Origin of the sequence: Sodalis sp. RH22 (assembly GCF_047324165.1) — a bacterium.
In the GTDB taxonomy this organism is placed as follows: domain Bacteria; phylum Pseudomonadota; class Gammaproteobacteria; order Enterobacterales; family Enterobacteriaceae; genus Acerihabitans.
Genome location: NZ_CP178731.1, coordinates 5,070,801 through 5,087,337, shown reverse-complemented (window position 1 = coordinate 5,087,337; position 16,537 = coordinate 5,070,801). Strand labels below are relative to the sequence as shown.

The 16,537-nt window shown below is 59.5% G+C and carries 15 protein-coding genes; 14 read left to right on the top strand and 1 reads right to left on the bottom strand.

Features of this window, described 5'->3' with window-relative positions; all coding sequences use genetic code 11:
• From nrdF to mprA, 8 genes are all read left to right on the top strand, one after another.
• Nucleotides 1–972, top strand: a complete 972-nt coding sequence (gene nrdF, locus ACL2XN_RS23090) for a class 1b ribonucleoside-diphosphate reductase subunit beta (RefSeq protein WP_413729546.1) — start codon at nt 1–3, stop codon at nt 970–972.
• 477 nt (nt 973–1,449) lie between these two features.
• Nucleotides 1,450–2,652 carry a glycine betaine/L-proline ABC transporter ATP-binding protein ProV gene (gene proV, locus ACL2XN_RS23085; RefSeq protein WP_410013757.1) on the top strand — a complete coding sequence of 401 codons (1,203 nt, stop codon included), beginning with the start codon at nt 1,450–1,452 and terminating at the stop codon, nt 2,650–2,652.
• Nucleotides 2,645–3,847 (top strand): glycine betaine/L-proline ABC transporter permease ProW, encoded by a 1,203-nt coding sequence (gene proW, locus ACL2XN_RS23080; RefSeq protein WP_413729545.1) that lies wholly within the window; start codon nt 2,645–2,647, stop codon nt 3,845–3,847. The genes proV and proW overlap by 8 nt, the downstream gene beginning before the upstream one ends.
• 80 nt (nt 3,848–3,927) lie before the next feature.
• Complete coding sequence (proX, locus tag ACL2XN_RS23075; RefSeq protein WP_413729544.1) at nt 3,928–4,929, top strand: glycine betaine/L-proline ABC transporter substrate-binding protein ProX; 1,002 nt, start codon at nt 3,928–3,930, stop codon at nt 4,927–4,929.
• A 126-nt stretch (nt 4,930–5,055) separates the two neighbouring features.
• Complete coding sequence (locus tag ACL2XN_RS23070; protein ID WP_410013754.1) at nt 5,056–6,255, top strand: MFS transporter; 1,200 nt, start codon at nt 5,056–5,058, stop codon at nt 6,253–6,255.
• Nucleotides 6,256–6,335: 80 nt separating this feature from the next.
• Nucleotides 6,336–7,076, top strand: a complete 741-nt coding sequence (locus tag ACL2XN_RS23065) for an AzlC family ABC transporter permease (protein ID WP_413731017.1) — start codon at nt 6,336–6,338, stop codon at nt 7,074–7,076.
• A 3-nt stretch (nt 7,077–7,079) separates the two neighbouring features.
• A complete protein-coding gene (ygaH, locus tag ACL2XN_RS23060; protein WP_410013753.1) occupies nt 7,080–7,415 on the top strand; it encodes an L-valine transporter subunit YgaH in 336 nt (111 codons plus the stop codon).
• Between the two features lie 94 nt (nt 7,416–7,509).
• Complete coding sequence (gene mprA, locus ACL2XN_RS23055; protein WP_413727767.1) at nt 7,510–8,028, top strand: transcriptional repressor MprA; 519 nt, start codon at nt 7,510–7,512, stop codon at nt 8,026–8,028.
• Between the two features lie 118 nt (nt 8,029–8,146).
• Here mprA and ACL2XN_RS23050 read toward each other — a convergent pair whose 3' ends face one another.
• On the bottom strand, nt 8,147–9,307 hold the full coding sequence (locus ACL2XN_RS23050; protein ID WP_413729543.1) for a tRNA/rRNA methyltransferase: 1,161 nt from the start codon (nt 9,305–9,307) through the stop codon (nt 8,147–8,149).
• Between the two features lie 222 nt (nt 9,308–9,529).
• Between ACL2XN_RS23050 and trxC the strand changes: the two genes are divergently transcribed.
• From trxC to ACL2XN_RS23020, 6 genes are all read left to right on the top strand, one after another.
• On the top strand, nt 9,530–9,967 hold the full coding sequence (gene trxC / locus ACL2XN_RS23045) for a thioredoxin TrxC (protein ID WP_410013750.1): 438 nt from the start codon (nt 9,530–9,532) through the stop codon (nt 9,965–9,967).
• A 148-nt stretch (nt 9,968–10,115) separates the two neighbouring features.
• Nucleotides 10,116–10,823 carry a tRNA-uridine aminocarboxypropyltransferase gene (locus ACL2XN_RS23040; RefSeq protein ID WP_410013749.1) on the top strand — a complete coding sequence of 236 codons (708 nt, stop codon included), beginning with the start codon at nt 10,116–10,118 and terminating at the stop codon, nt 10,821–10,823.
• A 42-nt stretch (nt 10,824–10,865) separates the two neighbouring features.
• On the top strand, nt 10,866–13,538 hold the full coding sequence (locus ACL2XN_RS23035; protein WP_410013748.1) for a bifunctional acetate--CoA ligase family protein/GNAT family N-acetyltransferase: 2,673 nt from the start codon (nt 10,866–10,868) through the stop codon (nt 13,536–13,538).
• A 136-nt stretch (nt 13,539–13,674) separates the two neighbouring features.
• Nucleotides 13,675–15,030 (top strand): CDP-diacylglycerol--serine O-phosphatidyltransferase, encoded by a 1,356-nt coding sequence (pssA, locus tag ACL2XN_RS23030; protein WP_413727764.1) that lies wholly within the window; start codon nt 13,675–13,677, stop codon nt 15,028–15,030.
• Nucleotides 15,031–15,188: 158 nt separating this feature from the next.
• Nucleotides 15,189–15,557: a YfiM family lipoprotein gene (locus ACL2XN_RS23025; RefSeq protein WP_410013746.1), complete on the top strand. Its 369-nt coding sequence runs from the start codon at nt 15,189–15,191 to the stop codon at nt 15,555–15,557.
• A gap of 166 nt (nt 15,558–15,723) precedes the next feature.
• Nucleotides 15,724–16,203, top strand: a complete 480-nt coding sequence (locus ACL2XN_RS23020; protein ID WP_413721319.1) for an N-acetyltransferase family protein — start codon at nt 15,724–15,726, stop codon at nt 16,201–16,203.
• The last annotated feature ends 334 nt before the right edge of the window (nt 16,204–16,537 follow it).

Sequence of the window (16,537 nt, the reverse complement as noted above, 5' to 3'; positions counted from 1 at the left end):
ATGACCACCGCTCAACCGATCTCCCGCGTCCAGGCGGTAAACTGGAACCGGATTGAAGACGATAAGGATCTGGAGGTGTGGAACCGCCTGACCGCGAATTTCTGGCTGCCGGAAAAATTACCGCTGTCCAATGATATCCCCTCGTGGTCGACATTATCCGCGCAGGAACAGGAACTGACCATCCGGGTATTTACCGGGCTGACATTGCTGGATACGGTGCAAAATACCGTCGGCGCGCCGGCATTAATGGCCGATGCGGTAACGCCGCACGAGGAAGCGGTATTCTCCAATATCAGCTTTATGGAGGCGGTGCATGCGCGCTCCTACAGTTCGATATTTTCCACGCTGTGCGCCATGCCGGAGGTGGATGCGGCATACCGCTGGAGCGAGCAGAACGAAGCCTTACAAAATAAAGCGGCCATTATTCTGCGTCATTACCGCCATGACGATCCGCTGAAGAAAAAAGTCGCCAGCGTATTTCTGGAGTCCTTTCTATTTTATTCCGGTTTTTACCTGCCGATGTATTATTCCAGCCGGGCAAAACTCACTAATACCGCCGACCTGATCCGGTTAATTATCCGTGATGAAGCGGTGCACGGTTATTATATCGGCTATAAATTCCAGCGTGCGCTGGAACGGGCCACGCCCGAGCGGCGCGAGCAGATCAAGACCTTTACCTACGACCTGCTGCAGGACCTGTATGAGAACGAACTGCTTTACAGCGCGCAGCTGTATGACGGGGTCGGCTGGACAGCGGACGTTACGGCATTTTTGCATTACAATGCCAATAAAGCCTTGATGAACCTGGGTTATGAAGCATTATTTCCGGCATCGATGACCAACGTCAATCCGGAAATCCTATCCGCGCTGTCGCCCAACGCCGACGAAAACCACGATTTTTTCTCCGGTTCCGGGTCGTCTTATGTGATGGGCCGCGCGGTCAATACCGAGGACGAGGACTGGGCCTTTTAATCTCCCCGGCGCGCAGGCGCTATTTTTCCGCGCCCGGTGAGAGACTATTTCCGCTGATAACGGCTTACCCATGCCGTTATTTATTATAAATTCCGCCATCCCGATTTAATTGTTTCCCTCCCATGGGAGGGAATTATATATCCAGGGTTCATCCCCGCGTTTCACGGCGTATCACCTTCCCCGCACGACATATCGTCTTTTCTGCCGTAAAATTATTCTCTCTTAGCCCTTGACGCATGAAATTCACGCCAAAACCGTGCCTGTGCATTAAAAAAATTCGCAAGACTGTTTATTTCCCTAAGCCCTTGTCACGTTTAGCCGAAATGGCTGAAACGATAGCGGCTCAAGGACGGGATATTCAACTGGATTAGGCCTTGGGGGTTGTCTCAAATGCTCAGTATGTTAGGGTATACAGCGTTTTTATTTTGGCAGGACCCTTAAATATATTAGAAAACCATACGGGAATTTGATAATTGCATGGCTGTTAAACTTGAAGTAAAAAACCTCTATAAAATATTCGGCGAACATCCCGAACGGGCATTTAAGCTAATTCAGGCAGGGCACGATAAGGATACCCTATTCGCCAAGACCGGTCTGACGGTGGGCGTAAAAGATGCCAGTCTGGCCATTGAAGAAGGCGAGATATTCGTCATCATGGGATTATCCGGTTCCGGTAAATCCACCATGGTACGCCTTCTCAATCGTCTGATAGAACCGACCCGCGGCGAGGTGCTGATCGACGGCGTCGATATCGCCCGGATATCCGACAACGCCCTGCGCGAGGTGCGGCGAAAAAAAATCAGCATGGTGTTCCAGTCCTTTGCGCTGATGCCGCATCTGAACGTGCTGGACAATACCGCGTTCGGCATGATGCTGGCCGGCATACCGGCGCAGGAACGCCACGCCAAGGCGCTGGAAGCCTTGACGCAGGTGGGGCTGGATAAGCATGCGTTGTCCTGGCCCGACGAGCTGTCGGGCGGCATGCGCCAACGCGTCGGCCTGGCGCGGGCGCTGGCGAACGACCCCGATATCCTGCTGATGGATGAGGCTTTTTCGGCGCTCGACCCGTTAATCCGCGCCGAAATGCAGGACGAATTGGTGAAGCTGCAATCCCGCCATCAGCGCACCATCGTATTTATCTCCCATGATCTCGACGAAGCGATGCGCATCGGCGACCGCATCGCCATCATGCAGGGCGGCGTGGTGGTGCAGGTGGGCACGCCGGATGAAATTCTCAACAATCCGGCCAACGACTATGTGCGCACGTTCTTTCGCGGCGTAGACGTCAGCCATGTTTTCAGCGCCAAGGATATCGCGCGCCGTCGTCCGGTAACGCTTATCCGCAAGACGCCGGGGTTCGGCCCCCGCTCCGCCCTTAAGCTGCTGCAGGATGAAGACCGCGATTTCGGTTATGTCCTGGAGCGCGGCCAGAAATTTATCGGCGTGGTGTCCATCGATTCGCTGAAAGCCGCCCTTGCGGCCAATCTTCCCCTGGAACAGGCGCTGCTCGAGAGCCCCGTGCCCGTGCCGGGAGATATGCCGCTCAGCGAGCTGATCTCCACCGTCGCCCAGGCGCCTTGCGCCGTACCGGTGGTCGGCGAGGAGAATCAATATATCGGCATTATTTCCAAGGGCATGTTGCTACAGGCATTAGACAAAGAAGGGGCGACCAATGAGTAAGCCAACCAACGATCCATGGGGCGGCGCGCAGGCCGCGCCCGCAGCCGACGCCAGCCAGGCCCAGTCCGCCGCGCCGCAGTCCGCCGATCCCTGGGGCGGGGCCGCCGCGCAGCAGCATGACGCCGTCGCGCAGACCGCCCCCGCCAACGGAGCGGGCAGCGCCGCCGACGCCTGGGGCAATACCGCCACGCCTCCCGCCGACGGCGCCGGGGCGCACACCGCCCAGCAGGGCGCCGACTGGCTCAACAGCGGGCCGGCTCCCGCGCCTGAGCATTTTAATCTGCTGGATCCGTTTCACACTACCCTGATCCCGCTCGATACCTGGGTCACCCACGGCATCGATTGGGTGGTGCTGCATTTCCGGCCGTTGTTCCAGGGTATCCGCGTGCCGGTGGATATCATCCTCGGCGGCTTCCAGCATCTGTTGCTGGGCATGCCCGCCCCGGTGGCCATCCTGGTGTTCGCCCTGCTGGCCTGGCAGATGTCGAGCCTGGGCATGGGCATCGCCACCCTGGTCTCGCTGGCGATTATCGGCGCCATCGGCGCCTGGGCGCAGGCCATGGTCACGCTGGCGCTGGTGCTCACCTCGCTGTTTTTCTGCGTGGTGATAGGCCTGCCGCTGGGCATTTGGCTGGCGCGCAGCGATGGCGCGGCCAAAATCATCCGCCCATTGCTGGACGCCATGCAGACCACGCCGGCGTTCGTCTACCTGGTGCCCATCGTCATGCTGTTCGGCATCGGCAATGTGCCGGGGGTGGTGGTGACCATTATCTTCGCCCTGCCGCCGGTGGTGCGCCTGACCATCCTGGGTATCAAACAGGTGCCGGAAGACCTGATAGAAGCCGCCGAATCGTTCGGCGCCAGCCCCGGCCAGCTGCTGTTCAAAGTGCAGTTGCCGCTGGCGATGCCGACCATCATGGCCGGGATTAACCAGACGCTGATGCTGGCGCTCTCGATGGTGGTCATCGCCTCGATGATTGCCGTCGGCGGCCTGGGCCAGATGGTCCTGCGCGGCATCGGCCGCCTGGATATGGGGCTTGCCACCATCGGCGGGGTCGGCATCGTGATACTGGCCATAATCCTCGATCGTCTGACGCAATCCCTGGGACGCGACAGCCGCAGCCGCGGCAACCGCCGCTGGTACGCCGCCGGTCCCCTGGGCCTGTTCACCCGCCCGTTTGCCAAAAAAGCCTGACCCTTTGCCGGGCGCGGGCTCCCCGCCCCCGGCGTCTGAAAGTTAAAATACATGATGAAAATCAACGAGAAGGATATTCCATGCATCACACCGGAATCTGGGCGCTAGCGCTCACCGCGGCGCTTGCCGCGCCACTCTCTTTTGCCGCCGATCTGCCGGGCAAGGGCGTGCAGGTGCAGCCCCTGCAAAGCACGATATCCGAAGAGACGTTCCAGACGCTGCTGGTCAACAAAGCGCTGGAAAAGCTGGGCTACGATGTCAAATCGAGCCGTGAGGTGGATTATAACGTCGCCTATACTTCCATCGCCTCCGGCGACGCTACCTTTATGGCGGTTAACTGGGATCCCCTGCACGCGGACCAGTATCAGGCGGCCGGCGGCGACGCCAGGTTCTATCGCCAGGGCAACTATGTCGAGGGCGCGGCCCAGGGCTACCTGATCGATAAAAAGACCGCCGATCAATACCATATCAAAACCATCGATCAGCTTAAGGATCCCAAGCTGGCTAAACTGTTCGACGCCAACGGCGACGGCAAGGCCGATTTGACCGGCTGCACCCCAGGCTGGGGCTGCGAGGCGGTGATCAACCACCAGATCCAGGCCTACGGCCTGGCCGATACCGTGGAGCACAACCAGGGCAACTACGCGGCCATCATTGCCGACACCATGGCGCGCTTCAAGGAAGGCAAGCCGATCCTGTATTATACCTGGACGCCCTATTGGGTCAGCGACGTGCTGGTTCCGGGCCGGGACGTGGTATGGCTGCAGGTGCCGTTCTCTTCCCTGCCCGGCAAGCAGAAGGACATCAGTACCAAACTGCCCAACGGCGCCGACTATGGCTTCCCGGTAAACACCATGCGTATCGTCGCCAATAAAGAGTGGGCCAAGGCCAATCCCGCGGCAGCGAAACTGTTCGCCATCATGCGTCTGCCCATTAGCGATGTGAACGCGCAGAACCTGCGTATGCATGAGGGCCAGGCCTCGGAGGCGGATATCGAACGCCACGCCAACGGCTGGATTGCCGCGCACCAGGCGCTATTCGACGGCTGGATAAGCGCCGCCACGGCCGCCGCCGCTAAATGATACGGCGTCTTCGCGCCCGTTTATGGCGCGAAAACAGGTCACGTTAACCGACGGGGGGCATTCGCCCCTCGTTTTTTTGGCGCTTATGGGGAATAATAGCCCCCCGATTGGTAAACAGACTCACCAATGAAAACAAAAACAGATCACCCAAGTTTAAGTCCGGCGCTGATTATTATCATGGCTATCGCCACCGGATTGTCGGTCGCGAGTAATTATTACGCGCAACCCCTGCTGGACACCATTGCCCAGTCGTATCACCTGTCGGTGAACCAGGCCGGGTTTATCGTCACCGCCGCCCAGCTGGGTTATGCCTGCGGCCTGATGTTTATCGTGCCGCTGGGGGATAAGTTCGAACGGCGCGGCATGATAGTGGTCATGACGCTGCTGGCCGCCGCCGGTATGCTGGTCACCGCCTCGGCCGGCAGCCTGTGGCTGATGATAGCCGGCACGGCGCTGACCGGTCTATTCTCGGTAGTGGCGCAGATCCTGGTGCCGCTGGCGGCGACGCTTGCCGATCCTGCGAAGCGGGGCAAAGTGGTCGGTATGATCATGACCGGTCTGCTGCTGGGCATCCTGCTGGCGCGCACCGTCGCCGGCGCCCTGGCAAGCTTCGGCGGCTGGCGCACCGTGTACTGGTTCGCCAGCGCCCTGATGGTGGTCATGGCGCTGATACTGTGGTTCGCCCTGCCGCGCTATAAACAGTATTCCGATCTGAATTACCCGCAGCTGCTGGCCTCCATCCTGCGCATGTATGTCACCACGCCGGTGCTGCGCACCCGCGCGCTGATAGGCTGCGTGACCTTTGCCAGCTTCAGCAACCTGTGGACTTCCATGGCGTTCCTGCTGGCCGCGCCGCCGTTTTTTTACTCCGAGGCTAAAATCGGCCTGTTCGGCCTGGCGGGCGCCGCCGGCGCCCTGGCCGCATCCAGGGCCGGGCATCTGGCCGACCGGGGCAAGGCAAAAATCACCACCCGCTATGGCCTGCTGCTGCTCCTGGTCTCCTGGGCCTTTATCTGGTACGGCCAGCATCAGGTGATGGCGCTTATCGCCGGCATCGTCGTGCTGGATCTGGCGGTGCAGGGCGTGCATATCACCAACCAGAGCGTCATTTACCGCCGCATGCCGCAAGCGCGTAACCGTCTCACCTCCGGCTATATGACCAGCTATTTTATCGGCGGCGCCCTGGGCTCGCTGATTTCCGCCTCGGCCTACCAGATGGCCGGCTGGACCGGCGTATGCGCCGCCGGCGGGGCGCTGGGCGTGCTCAACCTGCTGTTATGGTGGCGTGGCCAGCATCATGAGGACAGCGGCGTAGCGGCCGCCTGAGGGCGTCGCACGGCGGGATGACTGTCGCGGCGTTCCGGCGGGCGATAGTCGCCGGAAGTGTCGCCATGGGAGATACGCACATGGATGCAAGCCAGGATCACCTACCGGCGGCCCCAGGGACGCCGGCCACCTTTCGCGAGGGCATCAAGGACAGCCTGCCCATCGTCATCGGCTACCTGCCGGTGGCGTTCGCTTTTGGCCTGAACGCGGTTAAGCTGGGCTTTACGCCGCTCGAAAGCCTCTTCATTTCCTGCGTTATCTATGCCGGCGCCAGCCAGTTCGTGATAACCACCCTGCTCAGCGCCGGGATATCGCTGTGGGTCGCGGCGTTGACCGTCATGGCCATGGATGTGCGCCATCTGCTGTACGGCCCGGCGCTGCGTCACCGTATTCCCGGCGCCCTGTCGCGGCACGCCACGGCGCTATGGGCCTTCGGCCTGACCGATGAGGTGTTTGCCGCGGCCATCGCCAAACTGATTAAGGATAACCGCCGCTGGTCGGAACGCTGGATGATAAGCGTCGCGGTCTGTTCGTGGCTATCCTGGGTCGTCGGCACCGCCGTCGGCGCGCTGTCGGGCAACGGCCCGCTGAACGACTATCCGGCGGTTGAGGCCGCGCTGTCCTTCATGCTGCCGGCGCTGTTCCTCAGTTTCCTGTTGGCGTCATTTCAGCGCCGGCAAAGCCTGGTATTGGCCGCGGCGCTGGCCGGCGCGCTGGCCGGGCTGCTGCTGCTGTCGATTCCGATGGCGATCCTGGCCGGCATCGGCGGCGGGTGCCTGGGTGCCTTGCTGGGCCCGGCGCGCGCCGCCAGGGAGGAATAATAAATGCATACCAGCGTGATTATCATCGGTTTGGTGGTCGGCGCGGCGAATTATCTGTTCCGTTACCTGCCGCTGCGTTTTGGCGGCGGGCGTAAATCAGCCGGCCCCGCCGGCGCCTGGGCCGGACGTCTTTTGGACGGCATAGGTTTGGCCTCCATCTGCGCGCTACTGGTGGTCTCCAGTGTGCCGGAGGTGCTGCGCGCGCCGGCGAAACTACTGCCTACCCTGGCGGGTTTCGCGGTATTGGCGGCCTGTTTTTACCGCACCCGCAGCATCGTCATCGCCACCCTGGCCGGGGCGCTGTGCTTTGGCTTGGTATATAAATTAGTCATGCCCTAATCTATAGCTCTCTAAACTTTTCAGGACGACAATATTTACTTGAGTGATTACATTAGTTATTATATCCATAGAAACTAATGAGGCATAAATCATCATGGACAGTTCCTTCACCCCCATTGAGCAAATGTTGGCGCAACGCGCTAAGCAGCGTCCCGAGTTTCCCTACCAGGAAATCCTGCTGACCCGGCTATGCATGCATATGCAGGGTAAATTGCTGGAAAACAGAAACCGCATGCTGAAAGCCCAGGGCATCAATGAAACGTTGTTTATGGCCCTGCTGACCCTGGAGTCCCAGGAAAATCACAGTATCCAGCCCTCTGAACTCAGTTCCGCCCTGGGATCGTCGCGCACCAACGCCACCCGCATCGCGGATGAGCTGGAAAAACGGGGCTGGATTGTGCGTAAAGAGAGTGAGAACGATCGCCGCTGCCTGCATTTGCAGCTGACCGACGCCGGCGAAAACTTTCTTAATAATCTCTTGCCGCCGCAGCATAAGTGCCTGGTAACGCTCTGGTCTACCCTCAATACCGACGAGCAGAAGCAGCTTGAAACGCTCACGCGCAAGCTGCTGGCCAAACTGGACGAATTAATTGTCGAAGACGAAATAGCCTGACCTGCGCGCGCGATTATGGCTCACCTCCCTGTGAGCCTCCCTGCGCGTCAATGAGTGCGGCGTTTTTGTCCCTGCGCGCTTCGCGTTATTCTTTTTGCCCGGCAAACCCGCCGCACACTCAAGCGTGGTTTTGCCGCCACCACTCCGCCAGCAGTATGCCGGTAGCCACCGACACGTTCAGGCTTTCCACCCGCCCGGTACCGCCGATGGAAATCGCCAGATCCGCCTGTTCCACGATGGCGTCGGACAACCCTGCCCGCTCCTGGCCTATCACCAGCACCATCTTCGCCGGCATATTGACCCGGCCAAGCGACGCGCCTTTGTGGCTCGAGGTGGTGACGATGGTATAACCCGCCTGGCGGAAACGGTCCAAATCGCCGAATAAATCATCGGTATGTATGGCGCTGATATGCTCCGCGCCACCTTCGGCGGTACGTACCGCGGCGCCGGACTCCAGCGCCGCGCTGTCGCTGGTCATGACGCCTTTCACGCCAAAATGCGCGCAGCTGCGCAACATTGCGCCGAGGTTATGGGGATTGGAGACATCCTCAAGCGCCAGCACGCAATCTTTATCCAGGGCTTTATCAAGATAGGTAACGGCATCCAGGCCGATGCGCTTTTTAATCAGGAAACAGACGCCGCCGTGATGATCGGTGCCGGATGCCAGCGCCAGCTCGTCCTCTTCCACCACATGGTAGGCTTTGCGATTGGCGGCCATCCAGCGCAGGGCGTCGCGAAAGCGCGGCGTAACGGATTGCACGAACCAGGCGCGCACGATGGAATCGGGACGGCTTTTGAATAAGGCCTGGCAGGCATTTTCGCCGTAAACCCGGGTTTCTTCCGCCCGCTGGCGCCGCAGCTGTTCGGGGTCGATCAGGCTTTTACCGCTGATGCCGCCGTGATCGGCCACCGCGGGGGTCTCATCGTTTTGGTACAGGGTCTTCCAGGGGGAGTCCGGCGCGGTGGACGGTCTGTCCCTGCGGGGCGCGTCGCCGCGACGGGCATCACCGCGGGGCGCGTCACCACGACGGGCGTCACCCCGGGGCGCGTCGCCGCGACGGGCATCACCGCGGGGCGCGTCGCCGCGGCGGGCATCACCGCGGGGCGCGTCACCACGGCGGGCATCACCGCGGGGTGCGTCGCCGCGGCGGGCATCGCCCCGGGGCGCATCGCGGCCCGGCTGGGGTGGACGAGAAGGACGACGAGGCTGCTCTTCTTCTTCTTTGCGCACGTACATAACACGGACCTTGCCGTTTTTACCCTTTAATGAATCGCTCATTTGTCTCTCCACCCATATGCTGGGCGCGAAGATTACCTGATCTTGTCTTTTTTAGCTACCGGGTAGAGGTAAAAGCCAGCAACTATCGAAGCCATCGGATAAATCATTTTGTACCTTCACATTTCTTTCACCATACTTCAGAACATCATTTCGATAAAGCGTGGATCTCATCGCCCGGCCGCCCTGTTGCCGGTTTAACCTCCACCCATAAGAGGCAATTGTATGAATACAGTATGTGCATCCTGTCTGGCCACCAACCGGCTGCCGGAACAGAAGGTCAACGACGGCGCGAAATGCGGCCGTTGCGGCGAGGCGCTGCTGGACGGCAAAGTGGTGCATGCCACCACCGACTCCCTCGATAAGCTGCTGCAAGACGATCTGCCGGTGGTGGTCGACTTCTGGGCGCCCTGGTGCGGCCCCTGCGTCGGCTTCGCGCCGATTTTCGAGGCGGTTGCCGCGGAGCGCCGCGGCTCGGTACGTTTCCTGAAGGTGAATACCGAAGCGGAGCCCCAGTTAAGCACCCGTTTCGGCATCCGCAGCATTCCCACCATCATGGTGTTCAGGCACGGTAAAATGGTGGATTCGCTGCACGGCGCTATGCCCAAAGGGCCGTTTGAAGAGTGGCTGGACGAAGGCCTGTCCATTCCGAGCCCGTCTTAAGCGGCCGCCGCCGGGCCACCCGCACATGCTGTGGCGGCGGGTGGCCCGGCGCGCCGCGACACTGCGTTTCCCGACAGCTCCGTCGGTAAATAGTTGTCCGCTTTCCCCGCCTGCTCCGGTAAACTCTCTCTTTTCTTGCGGGCTTCCCATGACAAACAACGCCGTGCTGGCGCTACGCCAATATCGTCTCGATCGCGCCACCCGGCCGTACCGCGCGCGCGGTTGCCGGGTCGTGCGCTGCGAACACTGCCTGCTGCCGCAGCCCGTTTGCCTGTGCGATCGCATTATCCCCATGACGTCGGTCAGCCGTTTCTGCCTGATCATGTTTGACTCCGAGCCCCTGAAACCCAGCAATACCGGACGCCTGATCGCCGATATCTTGCCGGATACCCAGGCTTTTCTCTGGTCGCGCACCGAGCCGGATACGGCACTGCTATCGGCTATTGCCGACCCCGCCCGCCAGCCTTATGTGGTATTCCCGGCGCACAACGTCGCCCCGGACCGGCGCGTGGTGCCGCAAATCGATGCCTGCGGCAAGCCGCCGTTGTTTATTCTGCTTGACGGCACCTGGTCCGAGGCCGGCAAGATGTTTCGCAAAAGCCCCTATTTGGCGGATTTTCCGATATTATCCCTTAACCTGGCTACCGTCTCCGCCTATCGTCTGCGGGAAGCGCACGGCGAAGGCCACCACTGCACCGCCGAGGTGGCCGCCACCCTGCTGCGCCAGACGGGGGACGCGGCGGCGGCGGATCGCCTGGGCGCGCATTTTGCGCTGTTTCGCAGCCGCTACCTATTGGGTAAATCGCACCATAACACCGCGCAAATATCTTCCGCCATCACAACACCCCGGCCTTAATGCGCTTACACTTGTCGGATGCGGCTGGATAGGAGACCACCGATGAGTCAACGAGGTTTGGAAGCGCTGCTAAGACCAAAATCCATCGCCGTGCTGGGGGCGTCCGACAAACCGGGCCGGGCCGGGAACCTGATGATGCGTAATCTGCTGAACGGCGGGTTCGGCGGCCCGATATTGCCGGTAACGCCGCGCTATCCCGCGGTTTGCGGCGTTTTAAGCTATCCGGACGTGGCGAGCCTGCCCCTGGCGCCGGACCTGGCGATCCTGTGCACCCGCGCCAGCCGCAATCCCGGTTTGCTCGACGACCTCGGCAGGCTGGGTTGCAAAACGGCGATTATCCTCTCCGCGCCACCGGCCCAGTTTACCGAGCTGAAAGCCTGCGCCGCCCGTCACGGCATGCGTCTGCTCGGGCCGAACAGCCTGGGGGTACTGGCGCCGTGGCAAGGATTGAACGCCAGTTTTTCCCCGGTGCCCATCCATAAAGGCAAGCTGGCATTTATCTCCCAGTCCGCCGCGGTATCCAATACCGTGCTGGACTGGGCGCAGCAGCGCGAAATCGGGTTTTCCTATTTTATCGCGCTCGGCGACAGTATCGATATCGATGTGGACGATGTGCTTGATTTCCTGGCGCGCGACGGCAAAACCAGCGCCATTTTACTGCACCTGGAGCACCTCAGCGACGCCAGGCGCTTTCTGTCGGCCGCCCGGGGCGCCGCGCGCAACAAGCCTATACTGGTCATCAAAAGCGGGCGCAGCCCGCAGGCGCAGCGCCTGTTGAACTATCCCCAGGGAAGGGATGCCGCCTACGACGCCGCAATCCAGCGTGCCGGGCTGCTGCGGGTGCGCGATACCCACGAATTATTTTCAGCGGTGGAAACCCTAAGCCATATGCGCCCGTTGCGCGGTGAACGGCTGATGATCGTCAGCAACGGCATTGCCCCGGCCGCCCTGGCGCTGGATGAGCTGCTCAGCCGTCATGGCAAGCTGGCGACGTTGAGCACCGCGACCCGTCAGGCCCTGCAGGCGGTATTGCCGGAGGGCCTGCCCGCCGCCAACCCGCTTGATTTGGCGGACGACGCCACTCCGGCCCGCTATCGCGCCGCCCTGACGGCGCTGCTTGACAGCACCGACTACGACGCGCTGCTGATTATCCACGCCCCCAGCGCCGCCGCCCCCAGCAGCGAGACGGCGCAGCAGGTTATCGAGCTGGCCAAGCTTCACCCCCGCGGCCGGCAGGTCACCCTGCTGACCAACTGGAGCGGCGAATTTTCCTCCCGGGAGGCCAGACGCCTGTTCACGGAGGCGGGGCTACCCACCTATCGCACCCCTGAAGGCGTGGTCACCGCTTTTATGCATATGGCGGAATACCGGCGCAATCAAAAGCAATTGATGGAAACACCGGCCCTGCCGGTCGGCCTGACGGTGGATACCGCCCAGGCGCACGCCCTGATCCGCCAGGCGTTGGAACAGGGCATTACCCGGCTGGCGACCCACGAGGTGCGCCCCATTATCGAGGCTTATGGCTTAACCACCCTGCCCACCTGGATCGCCGGCGACACCGCCGAGGCCGTCGCCGTTGCCGACCGTATTGGTTACCCTGTGGCGCTGAAGCTGCGCTCGCCGGACATCCCCCATAAATCCGAGGTCCAGGGCGTGATGCTGTCGCTGCGCAATGCGCAGGAAGTGGCCCAGGCGGCCAACGCCATGGCGGAACGCGTGGCGCAAACCTTTCCCCAGGCGCGCATCGAGGGCATGTTGGTACAAAGCATGGCCAGCCGGGCCGGCACCCAGGAACTGCGCATCCTGGTCGAACAGGATCCGGTGTTCGGCCCGCTAATCCTGCTGGGTGAAAGCGGGCATGAATGGCGACAGGCCGACCAAACGGCGGTAGCCCTGCCGCCGCTTAATATGACGCTGGCGCAGAATATGGTGCGCCAGGGCCTGAAAAAAGGCGCTATCCGCACCCATAGTCCGCTCTATTCGCTGGATATTGTCGCGTTAAGCCGCCTGTTGGTGCAGGTCTCCAACCTGCTGCTCGACTGCCCGGAAATCGTCCATCTGGATATCCATCCGCTGCTGGCCTGCGGCGGCGATATGACAGTGCTGGATGTCAGCCTTGAACTGGCCGAACGCCCGGGCGACCCCGAGGCACGCCTGGCGATCCGTCCTTATCCGCAGGCGCTGGAATCGGTGGTCACGCTGAAAAACGGCGAGCAATGCCTGTTCAGGCCCATCCTGCCCGAAGACGAACCGCTGCTAAAGCAGTTTATCGGCGCGGTCACGCCGGAAGATCTTTATTATCGTTACTTCAGTGAGATCACAGAATTTACCCATGAAGATTTGGCTTATATGACCCAAATCGACTACGATCGAGAAATGGCGTTTGTCGCGATCAGACAAAACGACGCGGGAAACACCATTATCGGCGTCACGCGCGTTTTTTCCGACCCGGACAATACCGAGGCCGAATTTTCGGTACTGGTCAGGTCCGATCTCAAAAAAATGGGCTTAGGCCGCCTGCTGCTGCAAAAAATGATTGCCTACGCCCGCGATCACGGGCTCAGACGCTTGAACGCCATCACCATGCCCAGCAACCACGGCATGATTTCACTGGCAAAAAAACTGGGATTTACCGTCGATCTGCAGTTGGAAGACGGCATTGTCGCGCTATCGCTGTCGCTTGCGGGCGAAACCCGGCAACCACCCCCGGTCTAACATCAAGCGCGCATCAACCTGCGGCGAAACATAGCCACAATGGAGAAAAGTAATGTTATTATGGCCGATTCCACACATTTGTGTTTTTGCATATGGTCATTCCACCATACGATGACAAGAGAAGAAGCGCACTGTGATGTTGTCAAACTTTAGACGTACCAAACACCAACAACACCTTGCACAACTGCCCAAAATTCCCCAGACGGTTGCTGACGTACAAACGCTGTACAGTCCTGAAGATTTCCGTATCGCCTTGCTTAACGCCATTGCGGGTGCCAAGAAGCGTATTTATCTGGTGGCGCTGTATCTTGAGCAGGATGAAGGTGGCGAGGCTGTGCTCTCGGCCCTCTACCAGGCCCGCGAGCTGCGGCCGGAGCTTGAGATCTGTGTGCTGGTCGACTGGCATCGCGCGCAGCGTGGGCGCATAGGCGCGGCGGCGGTAAACACCAACGCCGACTGGTATTGCCGCATGGCGCAGGATCATCCCGGCACGTCGGTACCGGTGTACGGCGTACCGGTCAATACCCGCGAAGCCCTGGGCGTATTGCATCTCAAAGGCTTCATTATCGACGATACCGTTATTTACAGCGGCGCCAGCCTGAACGATGTCTACCTGCATCAGTTGGATAAATACCGCTACGATCGTTATCAACTGATCCACAACCCTCAGCTTGCCGAGTGCATGCTGGGTTATATTAAGCGGCACCTGCTGACGGCGCCCGCGGTCAACCGGCTGGATAATCCAAATCGTCCCAAAAGTATTGAAATCAAAAACGATACGCGCATGTTCCGCCAGTCTTTGCGCGATGCCGATTATGCCTGCAACGGCTCGGCCGGCGATGACGAACTGACCATCACGCCCCTGGTGGGATTAGGCAAGCAAAGTCCGCTGAATAAAACCATTCATCACTTGATGTCGTGCGCCGACAGTAAACTGACCCTGTGCACCCCCTATTTTAATATGCCGGCGCTGCTGGTGCGCAATATCATTTCTCTGCTGCGCCAGAACAGGCAGGTGGAAATCATCGTCGGCGACAAAACGGCCAATGATTTTTATATTCCCGAAGATCAGCCGTTTAAGATTATCGGCGCCTTGCCTTATTTATATGAAATCAACCTGCGCCGTTTTCTCGGACGGTTGCAGCGTTATGTGGACAACGGGCAACTGGTGGTCAGGTTATGGAAAGACGGTGATAATACCTATCATCTCAAAGGCATGTGGGTGGACGACGAATGGCAGTTATTGACCGGCAATAACCTTAATCCCCGCGCATGGCGCCTGGATCTGGAAAACGCGCTGTTGATCCACGACCCGAAGGGCGAACTGCGCGCGCAGCGCGAGCATGAACTCGAACTTATCCGTACCCATACCATTTCGGTCACGCATTATACCGAGTTGCAAGGTATCGGCGACTATCCGGTCAAAGTACGCAAGCTGATCCGCCGGCTGCGGCGTATCCGTATCGATCGCCTTATCAGCCGTATTTTATAGATTCGCCCTTGGGCACACAGTAATGTCATTCCGGCATCATAGCGGTTTGTCCCCGGCGGCCGCCTTACAATGACCCGCCGTGGACCCAATCGGCGCCGTCAGTTCAGGGATGCCGTAGTGTCCGCCAGGCCGACGGTTTGAACCAGCGGAACGCAACCATGTCAAAAAGCCCCAGGCAGCCATTTCATCACGTCAGTCATCTCGCTTGTCGCACGGTTATTATTCTTCCGCTGATTTTTTGCAGCGCCTGCGCCCATATGGCGCAGGACAACTGGACAGGGCGCGATAAAACAGCGCATTTTATCTCTTCCGCCACACTGGCCTATGCGGGTAGCGCGGTGGCGGAACACCAAAATGCCTCCCCGGCCCGCAGCCGCAATATCGGGTTTGCCTTCGCCCTTTCGCTGGGCGCGCTGAAGGAAACGTTCGACAGCCGCGCCGCCGGCAGCGGCTGGAGCTGGAAGGACTTCGCCTGGGATGTGGCGGGGGCTTCGGCGGGTTATAGTCTGTATTATCTCAATAAATGATTAACTAAAATAACTGTATACTCAATAACCGAGGATATTGCCGTATGCTAACAGGCCAAGACGTTGCATCTGGACCTGTTCCCAGCAATTTTCGTCTGCGCGGAGCGCAAATTAAGACTTCTATTATGATAAGTTCATATTTGGATTAATCCGCAGGGAGGCATTGATGTCGCGACATGAAACGCCAGACAATTTACCTGGCGAAAATCATGATAAAATACGTGTCCGGTTGGCCAAGATCACGGATATCGATACTATTTTTGCTATTCGCTTAAGCGTAAGAGAGAACCAGATCTCACGCGCTCGGCTTACGGAAATGGGAATTACTGCTGTTGCCATCAGGGACGCGATTCTTGCCTCCCCCTGCGTCTGGATTGCCGAGATAGGGCAAATTCCTGCTGGTTTTTCTATGGCCTGCACCGCTGAAGCAAGCGTATTTGCCCTGTTCATACGCCCTGAATTTGAAGGGCTTGGACTAGGCCGCGTTCTGCTGGCCAACGCCGAATCCTATCTTTTCAAGCACCATCAAAAAATATGGCTGGTAACAGACGGCAACAGCCGCGCCAGCGGTTTTTATCGCCAGCTCGGGTGGCACCCTAAGGAATACTTAGCGGATGGTGATATTCGATTTGAGAAGTCAGTTTAATGTCTGTTATACATTCAAATTACCTCGCCACGGTAAACTAAGCGCTTTCCAGATCACCGTGGGCCGTCGCCTGCGGCTCCGTTCCACCGGCGTTGCCGGGGGTCCTACTCTCTTACTCGAGTAGCGAACCGCCAGGGTTACGGACATGAAAAAGCCCTCTGTTTTCACAGAGGGCTTCGTCAATTGGATGCCTGGCAGTTGATGTCCGCCTGCGGCGGCCACCCTGCGGGCCGCCGCAAGCGGCGTTCAACAGGCTCCGCCTGTTGTCCTACTCTCTTACTCGAGTAGCGAACCGCCAGGGTTACGCACATGAAAAAGCCCTCTGTTTTCACAG